Origin of the sequence: Caulobacter sp. S45 (assembly GCF_009765965.1) — a bacterium.
In the GTDB taxonomy this organism is placed as follows: Bacteria; Pseudomonadota; Alphaproteobacteria; order Caulobacterales; family Caulobacteraceae; genus CAHJWH01.
Genome location: NZ_LMUL01000014.1, coordinates 1,964,020 through 1,982,710, shown reverse-complemented (window position 1 = coordinate 1,982,710; position 18,691 = coordinate 1,964,020). Strand labels below are relative to the sequence as shown.

Sequence of the window (18,691 nt, the reverse complement as noted above, 5' to 3'; positions counted from 1 at the left end):
GGATAACCCTTTGGCGTCAATACCCCAGCGCGATCCCCTCGCGGCGGGGATCGGCGGCGCCTTCGTACCCATGCGCGGTAACGACGATGCCGTGCAGGCCGGACTCCTCGCCCGCATTGGCGCGCACCTTGACGCCCTTGGACTGGAGGAAGGCGATGATGGCGGGGTCGGCGCCGCTCTCCACCGCCACGCTGTCGCCGTGGCCGATGACGTTGGGCAGGGCGAAGGCCTGGCCGATCGGCAGTTTCCAGTCGAGCAGGCCGACCAGCGCCTTGGCCACATAGCCGATGATGTTGCCGCCGCCGGGCGAGCCCAGCGCCGCCACGAACCGCCCCTGGGCGTCGAGCACGATCACCGGCGACATCGAAGAACGTGGTCGCTTGCTCGGCCCCACTGCATTGGCCGCAGGGCTCCCGTCAGGATCGGTCGGCGAGAAGGAGAAGTCGGTGAGCTGGTTGTTGAGGAAGAAGCCGCCCGCCATCCGGCCCGAACCGAAGATGTTCTCCACCGTGGTGGTCATCGACACCACGTTCCCCTGCGCGTCGACGATGGCGAGATCGGTCGTTCCGCCGGGCTCTGTCGTCCGGTCGGACCCAGCCATACCCGCGCCAGGCGGGGTTCCGGCGAGGGCCGGCGCGCCGCCGAGACCGGGGATCAGGCCTGCCCGCGTCGCGTCGTAGGCCGGGTCGATCAAGCCGGCGACCGGCGCCTTCACGAAGTCCGGATCGCCAATGTAGTGGTCGCGGTCGGCATAGGCGAGGCGGCTGGCCTCGGCGAACTCGTACCAGGCCTGTGGGTCCTTGGGACCGCGGCTGGCGATGTCGGTGCGCTCCAGCTCGCCCATCAGCTCCAGCACGCCCACCCCGCCGGCCGGGGGCGGCGGGGCGCAGATGCGGTACCGGCGATAGGGCCGACACAGGGCGTCCGAGGTCTGCGGCCGATAGGCGGCGATATCGGCGGCGGTGAGCGTGCCCGGCCGTGGGCCTTCGTGGGTCTTGGCGGCGATGTCGGCGGCGATGCGACCGCTGTACAGCGCGCTCGGTCCCTCGTTCGCCAGCCGGCGCAGGGTGGCGGCGTAGGCCGGGTTCTTCAGCAGGTCGCCGATCTGGTAGCGCGCGCCGTCGGGCTTGGTGAAGTAGGCCGTGGCGTCCGGGGTGCCGGCCTGGGGCGGCCGGCCGTTGATGTCCTCGGCCAGGCGCGGGCTGACCTTGAAGCCATCCTCCGAGAGCTGGATCGCCTCGCTGAACAGGTCCTTCCAGGCCAGCTTGCCGTGGGCCTTTTGCGCCATCGCCAGCATGGCGATCGCACCGGGTACGCCGGTGGAGCGGCCCGAGAGCACGCCCTGCATGAAGGGCAGCGGCTTGCCGTCCGCGCCCAGGAACATGTCGGGCCGCGCGCCGGACGGGGCGGTTTCGCGGCCGTTGTAGGCGGTCGTGCGCCCAGTCTTGGCGTCGTAATAGACCAGGAAGGCGCCGCCGCCGAGGCCGGAGCTCTGTGGCTCGACCAGGCCCAGCACCGCCTGCACGGCGACCGCGGCGTCCACAGCGCTGCCGCCGGCCCTCAACACCTTGACCCCGGCCTGCACCGCCAGGGGATTGGCGGCGGCGACCATGGCGTGGACGGCGCCGCCGGTCTTGACCACGGTCGGGCCGGTGGCGGGAAGCGGGTCCTGGGCTTTCGCGACCTGGGTCGACAGCAGCAGGGCTAAGGAAAGCCCGACGAAGCTGTACCGCATGAGAGCCTTCCTCCGGCCTTGACGTCCGACCTCTCCGCTACGCTGCGGCCGGGATGACAGGAAGAGAGAAAAAGGCGGAGGACGGATATTCGTCCTGGGGCGTCAGGCGGCGTCCAGCTTGTAGGCGCGCCTGGGCGCGTCGTAGGCCAGATAGCGGGCGACCTCGTGCGCCTCGTCCTCCTCCAGCCGGTGCTCGGCCACCAGGCGGGCGAGGAAGCCGCAATCCATCCGCCGGGCCACGTCGTGGCGCGCGGGGATCGACAGGAAGGCGCGGGTGTCGTCGTTGAAGCCGACGGTGTTGTAGAAACCCGCCGTCTCGGTGGTCTGCTCGCGGAAACGGCGCATGCCCTCAGGGCTGTCGTGGAACCACCAGGCCGGGCCGAGCTTCAGCGCCGCATAGTGGCCGGCCAGCGGCGCCAGCTCGCGCGAATAGCTGGTCTCGTCCAGGGTGAAGACGATCAGACTGAAGCGCGGGTCGCCCCCGAACCGATCCAGCAGCGGCTTCAACTCGCGGACATAGGTGGTTTGGACCGGTATGTCGGCGCCCTTGTCGCGGCCGAAGCGGGCGAACAGGCCGGCGTTGTGGTTGCGGAAGCAGCCGGGGTGGATCTGCATCACCATGCCGTCCTCCACGCTCATCCGCGCCATCTCGGTCAGCATCTGGGCGCGGAACAGCTCGGCGTCCTCGGCGTCGCCTTGGCCGCTTGTCACCTTGCGGAACAGGGCTTCGGCATCAGTGGGCGTGAGGTCGGCGGTGCGGGCGGTGGCGTGGCCATGGTCGGTGGAGGTGGCGCCGGCCTCGCGGAAGGCGGCGCGACGCAGGCGGTGCGCCTCCAGATAGCCGGCCCAGCCATAGACGTCCTGGCCCGACAATTCGGCGAAACGAGCCATGGCGGCGGGGAAGCGCTCGTCCTCCACATCGATCACCGGGTCGGGGCGATAGGCGGTGATCACCCGGCCATTCCAGCCGGACTCGCGGATCGCCTTGTGGTGGACTAGGTCGTCGGACGGGCTTTCGGTAGTGGCCAGCAGCTCGATGTTGAAACGCTCGAACAGGGCGCGGGGGCGGTAGGCGGGGGTCTGCAGCGCCTCGGTGATGCGGTCGAAATAGAGATCGGCGGTGGAAGCGTCCAAGCGCACGTCGAAGCCGAACACCTCGGCGAACACATGGCCCAGCCACATCGACGAGGGCGTGCCGCGAAACAGATGCATGTTTTCCGCCAAGGTCCGCCAGGCTTCGCGGGGTTCGGCGCAGGCCCCGCCGTCCCTGGGCGCCACGCCGACCTGTTCGAGCGTCACGCCCTGGCTGTGCAGCATGCGGAACAGGTAGTGGTCCGGCGTCAGCAGCAGGTCGGCGGCGTTCTCGAACGGCTGGTCGTAGGCGAACCAGGCCGGGTCGGTGTGGCCGTGCGGGCTGATGATTGGCAGAGCGGCCACCTCCGCATAAAGGCGGCGCGCCATGTCGCGTGTAGCCGGTTCGGCCGGGAACAGGCGGTCGGGGTGAAGTGTGAGCGGGACGGGCATGGCGGCTCTAGGACACGACGGCGAGTCGAATGTGACCGCTCACATTTAGCCAGCTTGTTCTTCGCATCATAGGCGGTTCCTCGCCGCTTCGGCCATGTGGTCTTGACCATCGGCCTAATCGGCCCCTCCCGATCCAGAGGAAACGATTTGCTCCCGTTTTTCGGCACAGTCGTCAGGCGCGGTGTCCAGGCGCTACTCGGACCCGGCCGGATGAGGTGTGGGCGGAGGGGACGCATCCTTGCAGACTGCGGGGTCTCCCGCCTTGATCCTGGCGCGGGTCTTCTCAAGCAGGGCGTTCCGGGCCGCGGTGTCCGAGGGATCGATGGTCGTTCTCAACTCGACATGGTTTCGAACCCTTACGGTGACGGTGAGGGGCGATCCCTCCGTCATCGCCGAGAGAATGGCCACGCCGACAGGGTCGTTTCGTCCGTAAAATATCCGGCCGGATTTAACGGTCTTGGGACGGGGCGCGGGGAGGGTGGATAGCCAATCCGAGTTAGGGCTTGCGGGCTGTTCAAAACTCCACTTTTCGCCACGGATGGCGAAATCGATCTCGAGAGGATCTCGGATCCCAGCGTTTCGCTGGAGATCGTATTCGATCTCCAGATCCGTCAGTTGCGTCGGCGGGTCCCAAACGCCCCCGGTCCAACCGACGTGAATATTCATCGGCGAGCCGGAAGCCGGGGGGGACCATCTGACCCAGGACGCAGTGAGCGGCGCTCCGGGAGGATAATCATTGGGGTCCGGATTGACGCCCGCTTCTACGGCGCCGCCTGCCGGAGACCGCATGAGAACTTCGCACCGTTTCGATTGCGCCTGAGCCGAGCCGGCGAACGGAATCAACAATGCTGCAAACAGGGCGACAATAGTCGCCTTCGTATGTGCTCGAAAAATCATATCTGGTTCTCGCAAGCCAATCTGTAACCCGTCAATGCCTCACGGGCGGTGGATCGGACCGCATCGATCGCCAATGCAAATTGTCGTCGGTCCATAAAATGCCCCGCTCCAGATTTTTGTTTCAATTATTGAATGACCGTCGGGATATATCGGAATCACGAAGAAACTAATCTTTTGCGGATCGTCGAACTGTATGCCCTGGAAGATGCCGTCATCTAGGAATTGAGACATTGCGCGATAGTCCTTGTTTATTCGCGAATATTTCAACACCCTATTATACATCCCAACTTCTTTGGCGTCATGGTAGAAGCTTGCCCGATCTTCCACCATGCCCAGGGCGTCGCGAGCCGAGCCCGAGCCCATGATTTCGCCGATGGTCGGCCCCGGCGCCGCGAACTTCGGAGCCGTCGAAGGGCCCTTCGGTCCTGTCGGATAAGGAGAGCGTGAGGCGGGCGGAAGCCAGGACACGTCTTGTCTGAGAGGATTGTGGGTAAGGTCGCCGTTCGCCGGGTCGCCGTCTTTCGAAGGGTCGGATAGGCTGAAACGGGGGATCGGTCGGGTCATCGGCGTCTCCTGGTCGGGAGGAGACTATTCGTTCCCTCTATGTTCTGGCCAAGTGCAAAGTGCGTAAAACGCACAGTCGGCGTCGACGGGATCGATCTTACGCCCCGCCGACACTTTCAGCCCGCTACAGGTTCAGCAGCATCGGGTCCCCGCCCTGGGCGGCGATGTTGACGGACAGGGCGCGCTCGACCGCGAAGCGCAGCAGGGCGTGGGGACCGCCGGCCTTGGGCCCGGTGCCGGACAGGCCCTCGCCGCCGAAGGGCTGCACGCCGACCACCGCCCCGATGATCGAGCGGTTGACGTAGACGTTGCCGGCCGGGACCAGGTCGCGGACCTCCTCGGCGAAGGCGTCGATGCGGGTGTGCACGCCCAGCGTCAGGCCGTAGCGCCGCGCGGCCAGCTTGCCGGCGACCTCGGGCAGCTTGGCCGGATCGTAGCGGTAGATGTGCAGGATCGGGCCGAACACCTCCTGCTCCAGGAAGTCGGGGGTGGGGATCTCGGCGATGACCGGGCCGAAGAAGCTCCCCTTGTCGGCCAGGGCGCCGACGTCATAGCGGGTGATGATCCTGGCCTCGCGCTCCAGCCGCTTGACGTGGGCTTCCAGGGCGTCGCGCGCCTCCGCGTCGATCACCGGGCCGATGTCGCAGGCGGGGTCCGCGCCGTCGCCGACCACCTGGGCCTCCAGCGCGCCTTTCAGGGTGGCGATCAGCAGCTCTGCGCTGTCCTTGGGCACGTACAGCACCCGGAGCGCCGAACAACGCTGGCCGGCCGAACCGATGGCCGAGGCGATGACGTCGTCAACCACCTGTTCCTTCAGCGCAGTGGTGTCGACGAACATGCCGTTCAGCCCGCCGGTCTCGGCGATGAAGGGAACGATAGGACCGTTGCGGGCGGCGAGCGTGCGGTTGATCGCCCAGGCGGTGGAGGTGCCGCCGGTGAAGGCTACGCCGTCCAGCTCGGGATGCCCGGTCAGGGCCGCCCCGACCGTCTCGCCCCTGCCTGGCAACAGCGCCAGCAGATCGCCCTTCAGCCCGGCCCGGTGGAACAGGCGCACGGCCTCCGCCGCGATCAGCGGGGTCTGCTCGGCGGGCTTGGCCAGCACCGCGTTGCCGGCGGCCAGCGCCGCGGCGATCTGGCCGGTGAAGATGGCCAGGGGGAAGTTCCAGGGGCTGATGCAGACGAACACGCCGCGCCCGCGCAGCTCCAGCGCATTGGTCTCGCCCACCGGGCCGACCAGCATCTCCGGCGCGCGGAACTGCTGTTCGGCCAGGACGGCGTAGTAACGGCAGAAATCGGCCGCTTCGCGCACCTCGGCGATGGCGTCGAGCAGGCTCTTGCCGCCTTCGCGACAGAGCAGGGCGCACAGCCGGTCGAGATCGGCCTCAAGCGCGTCGCCCATGGCGCGCAGCACCTTGGCGCGAGCGGGGCCGCCGATGCGGTCCCAGGCCGGCTGCGCCTTGCGGGCGAGGCGGAAGGCCAGATCGATGTCGTCGCTCCCGGCTTCGGAGGTCTCGCCGACGATGCGCGAGAGGTCGGCGGGGCTGCGCACGGGGGCGACGTTCTCGCCCTTGCGCAGACCGCCGGCGACGATGGGGCCGCTGGTGAAACGCTGGCTGTCCAGCGCTACGGCCGCCGCCGTCAGCCGGTCGCAGTCGGCCTTCATCGACAGATCGCGGCCCAGCGTGTTCAGGCGCGCGGGGCCGTACAGGTCGCGGGGCAGGGGGATCTTGGGGTGCGGCCCGGGGCTGGCCTCGACCGCGCTGATCGGATCGGCCACCACCAGGTCCGCCGGCACCCGGTCGTCGAGCAGGGCGTGGACGAAGGAGGTGTTGGCGCCGTTCTCCAGCAGGCGGCGCACCAGATAGGGCAGCAGGTCCTCGTGCCCGCCCACCGGCGCATAGGCGCGGATGATCAGGTCGTTTCCATACCGCGTCGTGGCGGCGGCGTAGAGCGCCTCGCCCATGCCGTGCAGGCGCTGGTGCTCGATCTGCACGCCCGCCTCGCCGGCCATGTGGCGCACGGCGGCCAGCGTGTGGGCGTTGTGGGTGGCGAACTGGGGATACAGCGCCGGCGAGGCGTCGATCAGGGTGCGCGCGGCGACCAGGTAGGACAGGTCGGTGGCTGGCTTGGTGGTGTAGACCGGATAGCCCGGCCGTCCCGCCACTTGGGCGCGCTTGATCTCGCTGTCCCAGTAGGCGCCCTTGACCAGGCGCACCATGATCCGGCGCTGGCTGTCGCGGGCGAGCTTGGCCACCCGTCCGATCACCTCGACCGCGCGCTTCTGGTAGGCCTGGACCACCACGCCCAGCCCCTGCCAGTGGCCGAGCTCGTCCTCGTGGGCCAGCTTCTCCAGCAGCTTCAGCGAGATCACCAGCCGGTCGGCCTCCTCGGCGTCGATGGCGAAGTTCAGGTCGTAGTGCGAGGCCAGGACGGCCAGCCGCTTCACCCGCGGATACAGCTCGCTCCACACCCGCGCCTCTTGCGTGGACTCGTAGCGGGGCGACAGGGCCGACAGCTTCACCGACACGCCGTGGCCGCGTTCGGGACCCGCGCCGGCCGTAGCCTTGCCCACCGTCTCGATGGCGGCGGCGTAAAGACGCTCATAGCGTTCGGCGTCGGCTGAGGTGCGCGCGCCCTCGCCCAGCATGTCGAACGAGCAGAGCACACCCTCCTTGCGGGCGCGCTTCAGGGCGTCCTCGATGGTGCGGCCGAGCACGAACTGTTCGCCCATAATCCGCACCGCGGCTCCCACGGCCTGGCGCACGACGGGCTCGCCCAGACGACCGGCCAGCCGCTTGACGAAGCCGCCGATGTCGCTCTTGGCCTCCTCGTCCACGTCCACCAGCTTGCCGGTCAGCATCAGCCCCCAGGTGGAGGCGTTGACGAACAGGCTGTCGGACTGGCCCAGGTGCGAAGCCCAGTCCGCGTCCCCGATCTTCTCGGCGATCAGTTTGTCGCGCGTATCCTGGTCGGGCGTGCGCAGCAGGGCCTCGGCCAGGCACATCAGCGCCAGGCCCTCCTTGGTGCCCAGCGAGAACTCCTGCAGAAAGCTCTCCACCACGCCCTGACGGCGTGCGCTGCTGCGGGCGGCGCGGACTAGGCCCTGGGCGTCGGCGGCGACGCTGGCGCGGGCTTGGGCGCCCAGCGGCTTGGCGGCCAGCAAGGCCGAGACCGCTTCGCTCTCGTCACGGTACTTGTGGCGGTCCAGGGCGTCCCAGGTCATGGCGTCTTCCCAGCTTAAGTTCGCTTCCAACTACCGCTCATCCCCGCGAAGGCGGGGACCCAGGTCAAGGCCTCAGGCGTGGCCGGATGAATCTGGATTCCCGCCTTTGCGGGAATGAGCGGACAAGGGGCGATGTTCAAATTTCGGAATATCGTATTGTTATCCGAATGTGCTTTTCTTCACCGGCGGATCGACCGAAGATTCTCAGGTTATATGGCTCCATGACCGAAGTTTCGCTCGACGACACCGATCGCCGTCTGCTGCGCCTGCTGCAGACCGACGGCCGGATCACCAACCAGGACCTGGCCCGGCGCGCCAACCTGTCGCCGGCCGCCGTCCACGAGCGGGTGCGCAAGCTGCGCGAGCGGGGCGTGATCCGGGGCTACACCGTGGACCTGGACCCGGAAAAGGTCGACCGGGCGCTGCTGGTGTTCGTGGAAGTGGTGCTGGACCGCACCACCAGCGACGTGTTCGACGCCTTCGCCGCCGCCGTGTTGCGCGTGCCCGAGGTGATCGAATGCCACATGGTGGCGGGCGGGTTCGACTACCTGATCAAGGCCCGGCTACGCGACATGGGAGACTACCGCGCCTTTCTGGGCGAACTGCTGGTCAAGCTGCCGGGCGTGCGCGAGACGCGGACCTACACCGTGCTGGAAGAGGTCAAGAGCGGCGGGGCCCTGCCGGTCTGATCGGAAGTCCCGATCAACCTGCACCCAATGCGCTGCTCCCGCCTCGGTCACGTCAACGCGACGGGAGGCGCAAACAGGCCGCCCCCGAAAGACCCGCTCGCGCGGTCGGTTTCCAGGAAGAACACCATGATGTCGTTGGGATCGGTCCCGGTTGCGGCGAGGTGTTCCACCAGGCTTTCGACGAGGGCTCGTTTTCGCTCGGTCTCTGTGCCCGACGACACCAGCGCCTCGATGATCAGCACCTGGTCCGTGCGTGCTTTCGGCAGCCCTGGATATTTCGGGTCCACCCGGAAATGGCCCGGTTCGAGCGGGAGAAAGCGCTGGAACATGTCGTCGGAGGGGTAGCCGGCGGCGACGGCGGCGGCATGGATCGCGCCGGAAAGGCGCTCGATTTCATCGGCGGACCTGCCGGCCCGCAAAGTGACGGTGAACAACGGCATGGGATCTCCTGTCCGGCAGGCCGAACAACCCCGCACCCCCCCCGCGAACGGGGATATGCGGAACTTGGCGGCGGCTCAATCCATACCCGGATGCGCTAGAGTTCGGCCGGCGTCTCGGGCTCGCCGGCGTCGAACTGCATCAGGTCGCCGGGCTGGCAGTCCAGCTCCCGGCAAAGCGCGTCCAGGGTGGTGAAGCGGATCGCCCGAGCCTGACCGCCCTTGAGCAGGGTCAGGTCGGCCACGCCGATCCCCACCCGGTCCGACAGCTCGGTCAGGGACATGCGGCGCGCGAGCAGCATGCGGTCCAGGTGCAGGCGTATGGCCATGGGTCTTCGCGATCCTCTAGATCGTCAGCTCGGCGTCCTGGCGCAGGCGCGCGCCCTCACGGAACACCTCGGCCAGCACGAACACCACCAGGATCGCGAACCAGGCGGTCGGATTGACCGAAATCCCCTTGTCGCCGTGGACGCTGGGCGCGGCCCAATGCAGGAAGGTGGACAGGACGTAGCTCCAGAGTTGCAGGGCGATCAGCGCCAGCCCGATCACTCTCAGCCGCCCCACGTTGTGGGGTAGGAACGGATCGCCCAGGGTGAGCGTCTCGAAGATGCGCCTCAAGCGGTTGAACACCACCACCAGCACCGCGACGTAGATCGCGAACCCGAACATGCACAGCGCCAGCATCATCGGCGAGATCGAGATGTTGGCCGGATGCGAGCGCGTCAGGTCATGCAGGTCCAGCTCGTAGAGCTGTCCCACGAACGGCTGGAAAACCAGCAGCGCCATGCCCCCGATCAACAGCAGCCCGAGCGCGACCCACAGGGCGGCGTGGACCACCTCCAGCACGATCTTCAGGAAGCTGGAGACCGACCCCGGCCCCAAGGCGCGCATTTTCCAGCCTCTATCCACTGGCGGCGATATAGCCGCGCTCTTCGCCAACTTGCCCAAGCCGCCGCCTCCACGCCAGCGCCACGCAGGTTAATTATCGGAAAGCTCGCGGAATGAGGCATCGGCGACGGCTTTAGCCCGGGGCGCTCTTGCTTTACGGACTGCGTTCAATCCCGAAGGATCGTCCATGACCCTGAAGCTGCAGACCGGCGCGCGTCTGGTCGTCGCCACTCACAATCCCGGCAAGGTGGTCGAGATCGCGGCCCTGTTCGACGGCCGCTTCGACGCGGTGTCGGCGGGCGAGCTTGGCTTGCCCGAACCGGAGGAGACCGAGGCCACCTTCATGGGCAACGCGGTGTTGAAGGCGCGCGCGGCGGCGGACGCCGCCCACCTGCCGGCCATTGCGGACGACTCGGGCCTGTCGGTGCGGGGGCTGGGCGGCGCGCCGGGCGTGCTGTCCGCGCGCTGGGCGGGCGAGCCGCGTGACTTCGGCGTCGCCATGGATCGGGTGGCGCGCGAACTGGCCGAGCGAGGCAGCGACGATCGCTTCGCCTGGTTCACCTGCGCGCTCGCCGTCGCCTGGCCGGACGGGCCGGTGGTGGCGGTGGAGGGGCGCGTGGAGGGCGAACTGGTGTTTCCGGGCCGCGGCGGACAAGGCTTCGGCTATGATCCGATCTTCCGCCCGACCGGCCTTGAGATCACCTTCGCCGAGATGGACCCGGCCCACAAACACGCCATCAGCCACCGCGCCCGCGCCTTCGAGAAGCTGAAGGCCGTGCTGCTGTGACCGGCGATCCCCTTGGCTGAGGCCGGCGCGCCGCTCGGCGTCTATATCCACTGGCCCTATTGCGAGCGGATCTGTCCCTATTGCGACTTCAACGTCGTGCGCGACCGGGGCCGTTCCGCCCGCGCCGAGGCGCTGACCGCCGCCATCGCCGCCGACCTGCGCGCCCAGGCGGCGCTGGCCGGGCCGGCTCGGCTGGCCTCGATCTATTTCGGCGGCGGCACGCCCTCGCTGATGCCGCCGGAGGCGGTGGGCGAGCTGATCGCCCTGGCGCGCGGCCTGTGGACGGCGGAGCCGGACCTGGAGATCACGCTGGAGGCCAATCCCACCGATGCGGAGACCGGCCGCTTCCGCGCCTTCGCCGAGGCCGGGGTGAACCGGCTGTCGCTGGGGGTGCAGGCGCTGGACGATGCGGCGCTGGGATTGCTCAAGCGCAATCACGATGCTGCGGCGGCGCTGCGGGCGGTGGAGACGGCGGTCGGCGTGTTTCCGCGCGTTTCGCTCGACCTGATCTACGCCCTCCCGGGCCAGACCGCCCAAGCCTGGACCGAGACCCTGCGCCGGGCGACCGCGCTCGGGACGGAGCACGTCTCGGCCTACCAGCTGACCATCGAGGCGACGACGCCGTTCGGCCGGGCGGTCGGGCGGGGCCAGATGGCGGCGCCGGACGCCGACCGGGGCGCCGACCTCTACGAGACCACGATCGAGACCCTCGCCGGCCTGGGTTTCGACGCCTACGAGGTGTCGAATTTCGCGCGGGGCCGTGCGGCGCGCTCGCGCCACAACCTCGTCTACTGGCGCGGCGAGGCCTATGTCGGCGTCGGCCCCGGCGCGCACGGCCGGGTGGTCATGGACGGCGCGCGGTACGCGACCGAGGCCGAGTCCGGGATCGAGGCCTATGTCCGACGCGTCGCCGAGACCGGGACCGGCTGGGCGCGCCGCGAACCTGTCGCCCCTTCGGAAGTCCTGGAGGAACGCATCCTGATGGGCCTGCGCATCGACGAGGGCGTGGCGCTGGACGATGTGGCGGCGCTTGGCCGGTTGGACGCCCTGGCGCCGCTGACCGAGGGCGGCTGGCTGACGGTGGACGGCGGCCGTGTACGCGCGACGCGCGCGGGCCGCCTGCTGCTGGATCGGGTGACGGGCGAGCTGTTGGCGTGACGGTTCGCGTCGCTGCTCACCCGATCGCTTCGGTCAGCGCGTCCACTACCCGGTCCACATCCTCGTCGGCCATCGCCGGATAGAGCGGCAGGGCCAGGATACGGGCGTAGTAGGCCTCCGCGCCCGGCAGGCGCATCTCGCCGTAGCGGTTGCGGAAATAGGGCTGACGGTAGAGCGGGATGTAGTGGACCTGCGCGCCGATCCCTTTGGCGGAAAGCGCGCGCATCGTCTCCGCCCGCGTCACGCCCGTCGCCTCGAAGTCGACCAGCACGCCGTAGAGGTGCAGCCCCGGCTTCGAGCCTGGCCCGGAACGTATCGGCGTCACGCACGGAGCCAAGGGTGTAAGCAGCCGGTCGTAGCGCGCCGCCAACGAGGTCCGGCGATCGACGAAGCGCGCGAGCTTGTGGAGCTGGCTCAGCCCCAACGCCGCCTCCATCTCGTTCATGCGGTAGTTGAAGCCGAGTTCGAGCTGTTCGTAGGCCCAGGGGTTGGGCGCGCCATCGGCGTCGAAGCTGTCGGCCTCGCCCATAAGGTGGGGATCGCGGGAGACGGCGTGATTGCGCAGCCGGCGCATCCGCTCGGCCCGCTCCGGATCGTTCAGGGTGATCGCCCCGCCCTCGCCGGCGGCCAGGGTCTTGACCGGATGGAACGAGAAGGTGGCGGCGTCGGAAACCGCGCAGTCGCCGACCTGGCGTCCCTGGGCGTCGCGTCCGCCGATGGCGTGGGCGGCGTCCTCCACCACCCAGGCTCCGGCCGAGCGCGCCAGCGGCGCCAGCGCGTCCATGTCGCACAGCCGCCCTCCCAGATGCACCGGCAGCACCACCTTGGGCGCGGGCTCGCGCGCGAGGGTTGCGGCTAGGATCTGCACAGTCATCAGGCCGGTGACGGGGTCGACATCGGTGAAGGCCACCTCCGCGCCGCACAGCCGCGCCGCCGTGGCGGTGGCCAGGAACGTCATCGCCGGAACCAGGCAGACATCGCCCGGCCCCACGTCGAGCGCCGCCAGCGCCAGGTGCAGGGCGGCGGTGCCGGAGGAACAGGCGACGGCCTCTTTCGCGCCCACCGCGGTCGCCAGCGCACGCTCGAACGCCGTCACGCTGGGACCATGGGCGATGTGATCGCTCTTCAGCGCCGCCACCACGGCGGCGATATCGTCGTCCTCCACCAGGTGGCGGCCGTAGGGGAGGGGATGAGGGCTCGACATGGAACGCAGCATGCCGTCCGCCCCTTGCTCGCCCGTTAACCACGAAACGTTAACCCTAACGGGTCAGCATGGCGCTCCATCCTTGCAAGGTCCGCCCATGCCCGCCGCCAACCTCGCCGAAAGCCTGGAAGCTGTGCAAACCGTCGCGAGCACCCGCGATTTCCGCACCCCGCGCGTCGATCTGAACGGCAAGGTGGTGCTGATCACCGGGGGCACGGGCTCGTTCGGGCGCGCCTTCGTGCAGATGGCCTGTGAGGAATTCCGGCCCAAGAAGCTGATTATCTTCAGCCGCGACGAGCTGAAGCAGTACGAGATGGCCCAGGCCTTCCCACCCGAGCGCTATCCCTTCCTGCGCTATTTCATCGGCGACGTGCGCGACGCAGCCCGGCTGGAGATGGCGATGCGGGGGGTGGACTATGTGATCCACGCGGCCGCCCTCAAGCACGTGCCGATCGCCGAGTACAATCCCTTCGAGTGCATCAAGACCAACGTCATGGGGGCGGAGAACGTGGTCAACGCCGCCATTTCCGCGGGCGTGCAGCGGGTGGTGGCCCTGTCCACCGACAAGGCGGCCAACCCGATCAATCTCTACGGCGCCTCCAAGCTGGCGTCGGACAAGATCTTCGTGGCCGCCCAGGCGATGGCGGGCGACGCGGGGACCCGTTTTTCGGTGGTACGCTATGGCAACGTCATGGGTTCGCGCGGGTCGGTGGCGCCCTTCTTCCGCAAGCTGGTGGCCGAGGGCGCGGTCGAGCTGCCGATCACCGACGCGCGCATGACCCGGTTCTGGATCACCCTGGAGCAGGGGGTGAACTTCGTGCTCTCCAGCATGGAGATGATGGCCGGCGCCGAGATCTTTGTGCCCAAGATCCCCTCCATGCACACCACCGAGCTGGCCCACGCCATCGCGCCCAACCTGCCGCACAAGCTGGTCGGCATCCGCCCGGGCGAGAAGCTGCACGAGATCATGGTGCCCGAGGACGACGCCCGCTCGGCCGTCGAACTGGACGACCGCTACGTGATCCTGCCCAGCCACGACCTGTCGCGGCGAGACGCCTGGCTCGAACAGGGCGCGCGGGGCCTGCCGGAAGGGTTCTCCTACACTTCCGACCGCAACCCCGAACGGCTCGACGCGCGCGGCTTACAGGCCCTGCTCGCACAGTCCCTCGGACACTGAGAATACAGCTTCGAACCGATCAAACCCAAGGTCGTCGACCCCGGTCGAGGGGCGACGCCTTAGTTTCGTCATCTCGCCCCCCTTTACCAAGCACAGCAGCCTGACGAGCCATGATGCCCGAGCCAACGACCTTGACCGCCGCCAGCTTCAGTCCCCTGGCCATGTTCATGAGTGCGGACTGGGTGGTCAAACTGGTCCTGACAGGACTGATCGTGGCGTCGCTGTGGTCCTGGGCGGTGATCCTGGACAAGATCTTCCGGCTATCCTCGCTCAACCGCATCGCCGCACGGTTCGAATCCGAGGTCGGTTCCGGTCGTCCGCTGGAGGACATCGCTTCCGAGGTCGGCGAGAACCCCGTCCACGCCCTGCCGCGCATGCTCCAGGCGGCGCTGCGCGAGTGGCGCGGCTCGCGGGTGCGCGCGGCGCTGAGCGAGACCCAGACCGCCCTGACCATCCAGCGCATCGACCGGGCGCTGGACAGCGTCATCGCCAAGGAGAGCCGCAAGGTCGAGGAGGGGCTGGGCCTGCTGGCCATCGTCGCCACCGCCTCGCCCTTCATCGGGCTGTTCGGAACGGTGTGGGGGATCATGACCGCCTTCCAGGCCATCGCCATCCAGAAGAACACCAACCTGACCGTGGTGGCGCCGGCCATCGCCCACGCCCTGTTCGCCACCGCCATCGGCCTGGTGGCGGCGATCCCGGCCTATATCGCCTACAACAAGTTCTCCACCGACGCGTCCAAGTTCACCGCCCGCCTGGAAGCCTTCGCCGACGACCTGTCGGGCGCGGTGGCGCGCCGGCTGGGCGAGCGGCTGGGCGCGCCCTCTTCCACCGCCGCCGACGCCGAGCGGGTCTGAGCCTTGGCGCTGTCCGTCCACGACGCCCTGTCCACCGGCCGGCGCGGCCGTCGCCGCCGGCGCGGACGCGCGGCCCTGTCGGAGATCAACGTCACGCCGCTGGTCGACGTGATGCTTGTGCTGCTGATCATCTTCATGGTGTCCGCGCCCCTGCTGACCGCTGGCGTGCCGCTGGAACTGCCCAAGACCGACGCCGCCGCCATCAGCACCCCCGCCGAACCCGTCACCGTCAGCGTGCAGAAGGACGGCCGTATCTATGTCGGCGAAAACGAGACCGATCTTGACGAGCTGGCCGACCGGGTGAAGTCGGCCGGCGGCGCGGCGGGCGTCGGCCAGGGCGGCGAGAGCAAGCCGCTCTATGTGCGCGCCGACGGGGCCGCGTCCTACGCCGTGGTGGCCCAGGTGATGGCGCGCTTGTCCACCTCGGGCTTCAGCGCGATCAACCTGATCACCGATACGGGCGGCGCCGAGCATCCGGCCAAGCGCGCCGATACCGACGCCTCCGGCCAGCCCTGAGTCCCGCCGTGGCGGAGCGCACCACCACTCTTCGGCCGGCGTTCGTCGCCTCGCTGGGCCTGCACCTGCTGGTGGTGCTGGCCATGCTGATCAGCTGGAAGTTCGCCCCGCCCCTGACCCGGCCGATGGTGGTGACGCCGGTGACGCTGGTCGCCAACGCGCCCGAGACCAATGTGCGCGCCGCCGTCCAGGCCGAGGAGCGCCAGACCGCCGCCGCTCCCGAACCCGCGCCGCCGTCGCCCCTGCCGCCCTCGCCGGTGGAGACGCCGACGCCTGAGCCCAAGCCCGCCCCGCCGCCGCCCGAACCCGCGCCGCCGCCGCCGCGCCCGGTCCACCGTACGCCGCCGCCACTGCCGCAGCCCGCGCCTGAACCCAAGCCCGTGCCGGTGAAGCGCACCCCGCCGCCCAAGCCCGAGCCGAAGCCCATTCCGAAGCCTGTCGCGAAGTCCGACCCCAATTTCCTTGAGCACCTCGCCAGTGAGCAGCCGAGAACCAAGGCGCAATCAAAGTCGAGTCTGCTGGAAGGCATCCTCGCGGAAGACTCGAAATCAAAGTCACGCGCTAAAGCTTCGCCTAGCTTTTTAGAAACGCTAGCCGCCGAAAGTCCATCCGGCCATCGCGCCAATGCCGCCAAGGGACAGGCGCATGCGGAGACAGACCGCACTGCCCGCATGGCCGCCGGGGCGGCGACAGCGCTGGACGCCAATACGCTGGGGGCGTTGACGGCCAAGGTGATCCGCCTGTGGCACCCAAACTGCGGGATCGAAGGCGCAACGGGCGTAGAAGTGAAAGTCCGCTTTCTCTTGACCCCGGACCATCGTCTCGCCGGCCAACCTACTGTTTTTAAAAAGAGTTCGTCCGGCGCAAGTGAGGCTGTAATGAATGCCGCCGCCCAACGTGCAGTCAGCGCGGTCGCTCAGGGCGCCCCTTACACCGAGCTGCCGCCAACGGCCAACCGAGACATCATTCTGGACTTTGATGCGAAGTCTGCGTGCGAGGGATAGATGAGATTTGATGAAAGCGTCAGCGAGACGGTTTAAGAGGAAGCCCATGCGTCACTTCATCGTCGCCTTCGCCGCTCTTCTCGCTAGCGCTTTTCCGCTCGCGCTTACGGTCGCGCACGCTCAGCCAGTCGAGGTACAGATCAATAAGGGTACGTTGGAACCCCTGCCCATCGCCGTGCCGCCCTTCAGCGGCGCGGACGCCCGCACCACGGAGCTCGGCGGCCAGATCGCCGACGTGGTGTCCAAGGACCTGGAGCGCTCGGGCTACTTCAAGCCGGTGCCAGCGAGCACCTTCCCCGAGAAGACGCTGAACGTGAACATCCAGCCCCAACTCGCCGCCTGGCGGCAGGTGGGCGCCCAGGCGTTGGTCAACGGCTTGGCCAGTATCGACGCGGACGGCCGCCTGCGCGTCGATTTCCGCCTGTGGGACGTCTACAACCAGAGCCAGCTGGTCGGCACCCAGTTCACCTCGACGCCGGACAACTGGCGCCGCGTCGCCCACAAGATCGCCGACGCGGTCTACAAGCGCCTGACCGGGGAGGACGGCTATTTCGACACCCGCATCGTCTTCGTGGCCGAGAGCGGCCCGCGCGGCCATCGGGTCAAGCGGCTGGAGATCATGGACCAGGACGGCGCCAACCCGGCCTTCCTGAGCAGCGGTAAGGAGACCATCCTCAGCCCCCGCTTCTCGTCCAGCAACCAGCAGATCACCTTCGCCTCCCTGACCAAGGACGCGATCCGGGTCTACCTGTACGATCTGGAGACCGGCCGGCGGGAAACCATCGGCGAGTTCCAGGGCGCCATGGCCTTCGCCCCCCGCTTCTCGCCCGACGGGTCGCACGTGGCCCTGTCGGTGGAGCGCAACGGCAATACCGACATCTACGTCTACGACCTCCGCTCGCGCGAAAGCCGCCGGCTGACCTCCGACCCGTCGATCGACACCTCGCCCTCCTATTCGCCGGACGGCGGCCAGATCGTGTTCACCTCGGATCGGGGCGGTAGCCCGCAGATCTATTCGATGAGCTCGAGCGGCGGCGGCGCGCACCGCATCTCCTTCGGCAGCGGTCAGTACACCACGCCGGTGTGGAGCCCGAAGGGCGACCTGATCGCGGCCACCAAGCAGACCGGCGGCCAGTTCCACATCGTGGTGATGCACCCCGACGGCTCGGGCGAGCGCACCTTGACCTCGAGTTTCCTCGACGAAGGTCCGACCTGGGCTCCCAACGGACGGGTGCTGATGTTCTCGCGGGAAACGCCGGGGGCCGGGCCGCGTTTATGGACCGTGGACGTTTCCGGGCGCAACGAGCGCCTGGAACCGTATCCGGGCGGCGCCACCGATCCGGCGTGGTCACCCTTGCTGAAGTAAGGCCGGCGTTCTTCGGTCCAGCTCCCTTTTTGCAGAATATGAAGGAGTAAATTCCCATGGTGCTGAACACCCGGGCTCTTCTGAAGACCGCAGCCGGCGTTGGCCTGGCGGCTTCCCTCGCGGCTTGCGCCCACAAGGGGCCGCCGCCTCCGGCCGACACCGGCCCGCCGCCTCCGCCGCCGATGGCCGACAACGGTCCTCCGCCCCCGCCCTACACCGGCCCGTCCCAGGCTCCGGTGGGCGCCGTCCCCGGTTCGGTGCAGGACTTCGTCATCTCCGCCGGCGACCGCGTCTATTACGAACTGAACGCCGACAGCCTCGGCGCCGAAGGCCGCCAGATTCTGGACAACCAGGCCCAGTGGCTCGGTCGCTATCCGCAGGTGACGGTGCGCATCGAAGGCAACTGCGACGAGCGCGGCACCCGCGAGTACAACCTGGCGCTGGGCGCGCGCCGGGCCGAGTTCATCAAGACCTACCTGATCCAGCATGGCGTCGCCGCCGGCCGCATCACCACCATCTCCTATGGCAAGGAAAAGCCGATCGACGCTGGTTCGGGCGAAGACGCCTGGGCCAAGAACCGTAACGGCCACACCGCCATCACCGCCGGCGCGGTCGGCGGCGTGAACGATAGCGGCCAATAAGGCCCGGACACTACCGGATACCAG

18 protein-coding genes are annotated in these 18,691 nt (G+C 68.4%); 9 read left to right on the top strand and 9 right to left on the bottom strand.

The genetic code is table 11. From position 1 onward, the window contains the following. Nucleotides 1–16: 16 nt before the first annotated feature. The 5 genes from GSQ87_RS16260 to putA all read right to left on the bottom strand — a co-directional run bounded on the left by GSQ87_RS16260 (nt 17) and on the right by putA (nt 7,943). Nucleotides 17–1,735, bottom strand: coding sequence for a gamma-glutamyltransferase family protein (locus GSQ87_RS16260; RefSeq protein ID WP_158916381.1), 1,719 nt, complete (start codon nt 1,733–1,735; stop codon nt 17–19). 102 nt (nt 1,736–1,837) lie between these two features. Then, the gene (uxaC, locus tag GSQ87_RS16255) at nt 1,838–3,259 is read right to left on the bottom strand and encodes a glucuronate isomerase (RefSeq protein ID WP_158916380.1); all 1,422 of its coding nucleotides are present in this window, start codon (nt 3,257–3,259) and stop codon (nt 1,838–1,840) included. Nucleotides 3,260–3,451: 192 nt separating this feature from the next. Further along, nucleotides 3,452–4,156: a hypothetical protein gene (locus GSQ87_RS16250; protein ID WP_158916379.1), complete on the bottom strand. Its 705-nt coding sequence runs from the start codon at nt 4,154–4,156 to the stop codon at nt 3,452–3,454. Between the two features lie 39 nt (nt 4,157–4,195). Beyond that, nucleotides 4,196–4,720: a hypothetical protein gene (locus GSQ87_RS16245; RefSeq protein ID WP_158916378.1), complete on the bottom strand. Its 525-nt coding sequence runs from the start codon at nt 4,718–4,720 to the stop codon at nt 4,196–4,198. Between the two features lie 124 nt (nt 4,721–4,844). After that, a complete protein-coding gene (gene putA / locus GSQ87_RS16240) occupies nt 4,845–7,943 on the bottom strand; it encodes a bifunctional proline dehydrogenase/L-glutamate gamma-semialdehyde dehydrogenase PutA (protein WP_158916377.1) in 3,099 nt (1,032 codons plus the stop codon). Between the two features lie 221 nt (nt 7,944–8,164). On the opposite strand from putA, the gene GSQ87_RS16235 reads away from it, so the two are divergent. Continuing rightward, entirely contained in the window at nt 8,165–8,632 is a 468-nt protein-coding gene (locus GSQ87_RS16235) for an Lrp/AsnC family transcriptional regulator (RefSeq protein ID WP_158916376.1), read from the top strand. 47 nt (nt 8,633–8,679) lie between these two features. Here the strand turns inward: GSQ87_RS16235 and GSQ87_RS16230 are convergent, their stop codons facing one another. From GSQ87_RS16230 to GSQ87_RS16220, 3 genes are all read right to left on the bottom strand, one after another. Then, complete coding sequence (locus GSQ87_RS16230) at nt 8,680–9,072, bottom strand: tautomerase family protein (protein WP_158916375.1); 393 nt, start codon at nt 9,070–9,072, stop codon at nt 8,680–8,682. A gap of 95 nt (nt 9,073–9,167) precedes the next feature. Further along, the gene (locus GSQ87_RS16225) at nt 9,168–9,398 is read right to left on the bottom strand and encodes a helix-turn-helix transcriptional regulator (RefSeq protein ID WP_158916374.1); all 231 of its coding nucleotides are present in this window, start codon (nt 9,396–9,398) and stop codon (nt 9,168–9,170) included. Between the two features lie 16 nt (nt 9,399–9,414). Continuing rightward, the gene (locus GSQ87_RS16220) at nt 9,415–9,960 is read right to left on the bottom strand and encodes a DUF2975 domain-containing protein (RefSeq protein WP_158916373.1); all 546 of its coding nucleotides are present in this window, start codon (nt 9,958–9,960) and stop codon (nt 9,415–9,417) included. A gap of 184 nt (nt 9,961–10,144) precedes the next feature. Between GSQ87_RS16220 and rdgB the strand changes: the two genes are divergently transcribed. Continuing rightward, the gene (gene rdgB, locus GSQ87_RS16215; protein WP_158916372.1) at nt 10,145–10,744 is read left to right on the top strand and encodes an RdgB/HAM1 family non-canonical purine NTP pyrophosphatase; all 600 of its coding nucleotides are present in this window, start codon (nt 10,145–10,147) and stop codon (nt 10,742–10,744) included. A 12-nt stretch (nt 10,745–10,756) separates the two neighbouring features. After that, nucleotides 10,757–11,902, top strand: coding sequence for a radical SAM family heme chaperone HemW (gene hemW / locus GSQ87_RS16210; protein ID WP_254063029.1), 1,146 nt, complete (start codon nt 10,757–10,759; stop codon nt 11,900–11,902). 16 nt (nt 11,903–11,918) lie between these two features. Here the strand turns inward: hemW and pseC are convergent, their stop codons facing one another. Continuing rightward, on the bottom strand, nt 11,919–13,118 hold the full coding sequence (gene pseC, locus GSQ87_RS16205; protein WP_254063027.1) for a UDP-4-amino-4,6-dideoxy-N-acetyl-beta-L-altrosamine transaminase: 1,200 nt from the start codon (nt 13,116–13,118) through the stop codon (nt 11,919–11,921). 85 nt (nt 13,119–13,203) lie between these two features. On the opposite strand from pseC, the gene pseB reads away from it, so the two are divergent. From pseB to pal, 6 genes are all read left to right on the top strand, one after another. Beyond that, nucleotides 13,204–14,283 (top strand): UDP-N-acetylglucosamine 4,6-dehydratase (inverting), encoded by a 1,080-nt coding sequence (pseB, locus tag GSQ87_RS16200; protein ID WP_158916371.1) that lies wholly within the window; start codon nt 13,204–13,206, stop codon nt 14,281–14,283. Nucleotides 14,284–14,396: 113 nt separating this feature from the next. Then, entirely contained in the window at nt 14,397–15,140 is a 744-nt protein-coding gene (tolQ, locus tag GSQ87_RS16195) for a protein TolQ (RefSeq protein ID WP_158916370.1), read from the top strand. Between the two features lie 3 nt (nt 15,141–15,143). Next, nucleotides 15,144–15,656: an ExbD/TolR family protein gene (locus GSQ87_RS16190; protein ID WP_158916369.1), complete on the top strand. Its 513-nt coding sequence runs from the start codon at nt 15,144–15,146 to the stop codon at nt 15,654–15,656. An 8-nt stretch (nt 15,657–15,664) separates the two neighbouring features. Further along, the gene (locus GSQ87_RS23005) at nt 15,665–16,660 is read left to right on the top strand and encodes a hypothetical protein (RefSeq protein ID WP_158916368.1); all 996 of its coding nucleotides are present in this window, start codon (nt 15,665–15,667) and stop codon (nt 16,658–16,660) included. 46 nt (nt 16,661–16,706) lie between these two features. Then, entirely contained in the window at nt 16,707–18,026 is a 1,320-nt protein-coding gene (gene tolB / locus GSQ87_RS16180) for a Tol-Pal system beta propeller repeat protein TolB (RefSeq protein ID WP_216839356.1), read from the top strand. 56 nt (nt 18,027–18,082) lie between these two features. Next, nucleotides 18,083–18,667 (top strand): peptidoglycan-associated lipoprotein Pal, encoded by a 585-nt coding sequence (gene pal, locus GSQ87_RS16175; protein ID WP_158916366.1) that lies wholly within the window; start codon nt 18,083–18,085, stop codon nt 18,665–18,667. The last annotated feature ends 24 nt before the right edge of the window (nt 18,668–18,691 follow it).

What these genes read in the sequence shown, in the direction of transcription:
- putA (WP_158916377.1), bottom strand. Translation starts at nt 7,943, where the DNA reads ATGACCTGGGACGCCCTGGACCGCCACAAGTACCGTGACGAGAGCGAA.
- GSQ87_RS16245 (WP_158916378.1), bottom strand. Translation starts at nt 4,720, where the DNA reads ATGACCCGACCGATCCCCCGTTTCAGCCTATCCGACCCTTCGAAAGAC.
- pseC (WP_254063027.1), bottom strand. Translation starts at nt 13,118, where the DNA reads ATGCTGCGTTCCATGTCGAGCCCTCATCCCCTCCCCTACGGCCGCCAC.
- tolQ (WP_158916370.1), top strand. Translation starts at nt 14,397, where the DNA reads ATGCCCGAGCCAACGACCTTGACCGCCGCCAGCTTCAGTCCCCTGGCC.
- uxaC (WP_158916380.1), bottom strand. Translation starts at nt 3,259, where the DNA reads ATGCCCGTCCCGCTCACACTTCACCCCGACCGCCTGTTCCCGGCCGAA.
- rdgB (WP_158916372.1), top strand. Translation starts at nt 10,145, where the DNA reads ATGACCCTGAAGCTGCAGACCGGCGCGCGTCTGGTCGTCGCCACTCAC.
- tolB (WP_216839356.1), top strand. Translation starts at nt 16,707, where the DNA reads ATGCGTCACTTCATCGTCGCCTTCGCCGCTCTTCTCGCTAGCGCTTTT.
- GSQ87_RS16260 (WP_158916381.1), bottom strand. Translation starts at nt 1,735, where the DNA reads ATGCGGTACAGCTTCGTCGGGCTTTCCTTAGCCCTGCTGCTGTCGACC.
- GSQ87_RS16220 (WP_158916373.1), bottom strand. Translation starts at nt 9,960, where the DNA reads ATGCGCGCCTTGGGGCCGGGGTCGGTCTCCAGCTTCCTGAAGATCGTG.
- GSQ87_RS16225 (WP_158916374.1), bottom strand. Translation starts at nt 9,398, where the DNA reads ATGGCCATACGCCTGCACCTGGACCGCATGCTGCTCGCGCGCCGCATG.
- GSQ87_RS16250 (WP_158916379.1), bottom strand. Translation starts at nt 4,156, where the DNA reads ATGATTTTTCGAGCACATACGAAGGCGACTATTGTCGCCCTGTTTGCA.
- pseB (WP_158916371.1), top strand. Translation starts at nt 13,204, where the DNA reads ATGCCCGCCGCCAACCTCGCCGAAAGCCTGGAAGCTGTGCAAACCGTC.
- GSQ87_RS16230 (WP_158916375.1), bottom strand. Translation starts at nt 9,072, where the DNA reads ATGCCGTTGTTCACCGTCACTTTGCGGGCCGGCAGGTCCGCCGATGAA.
- pal (WP_158916366.1), top strand. Translation starts at nt 18,083, where the DNA reads ATGGTGCTGAACACCCGGGCTCTTCTGAAGACCGCAGCCGGCGTTGGC.
- GSQ87_RS16235 (WP_158916376.1), top strand. Translation starts at nt 8,165, where the DNA reads ATGACCGAAGTTTCGCTCGACGACACCGATCGCCGTCTGCTGCGCCTG.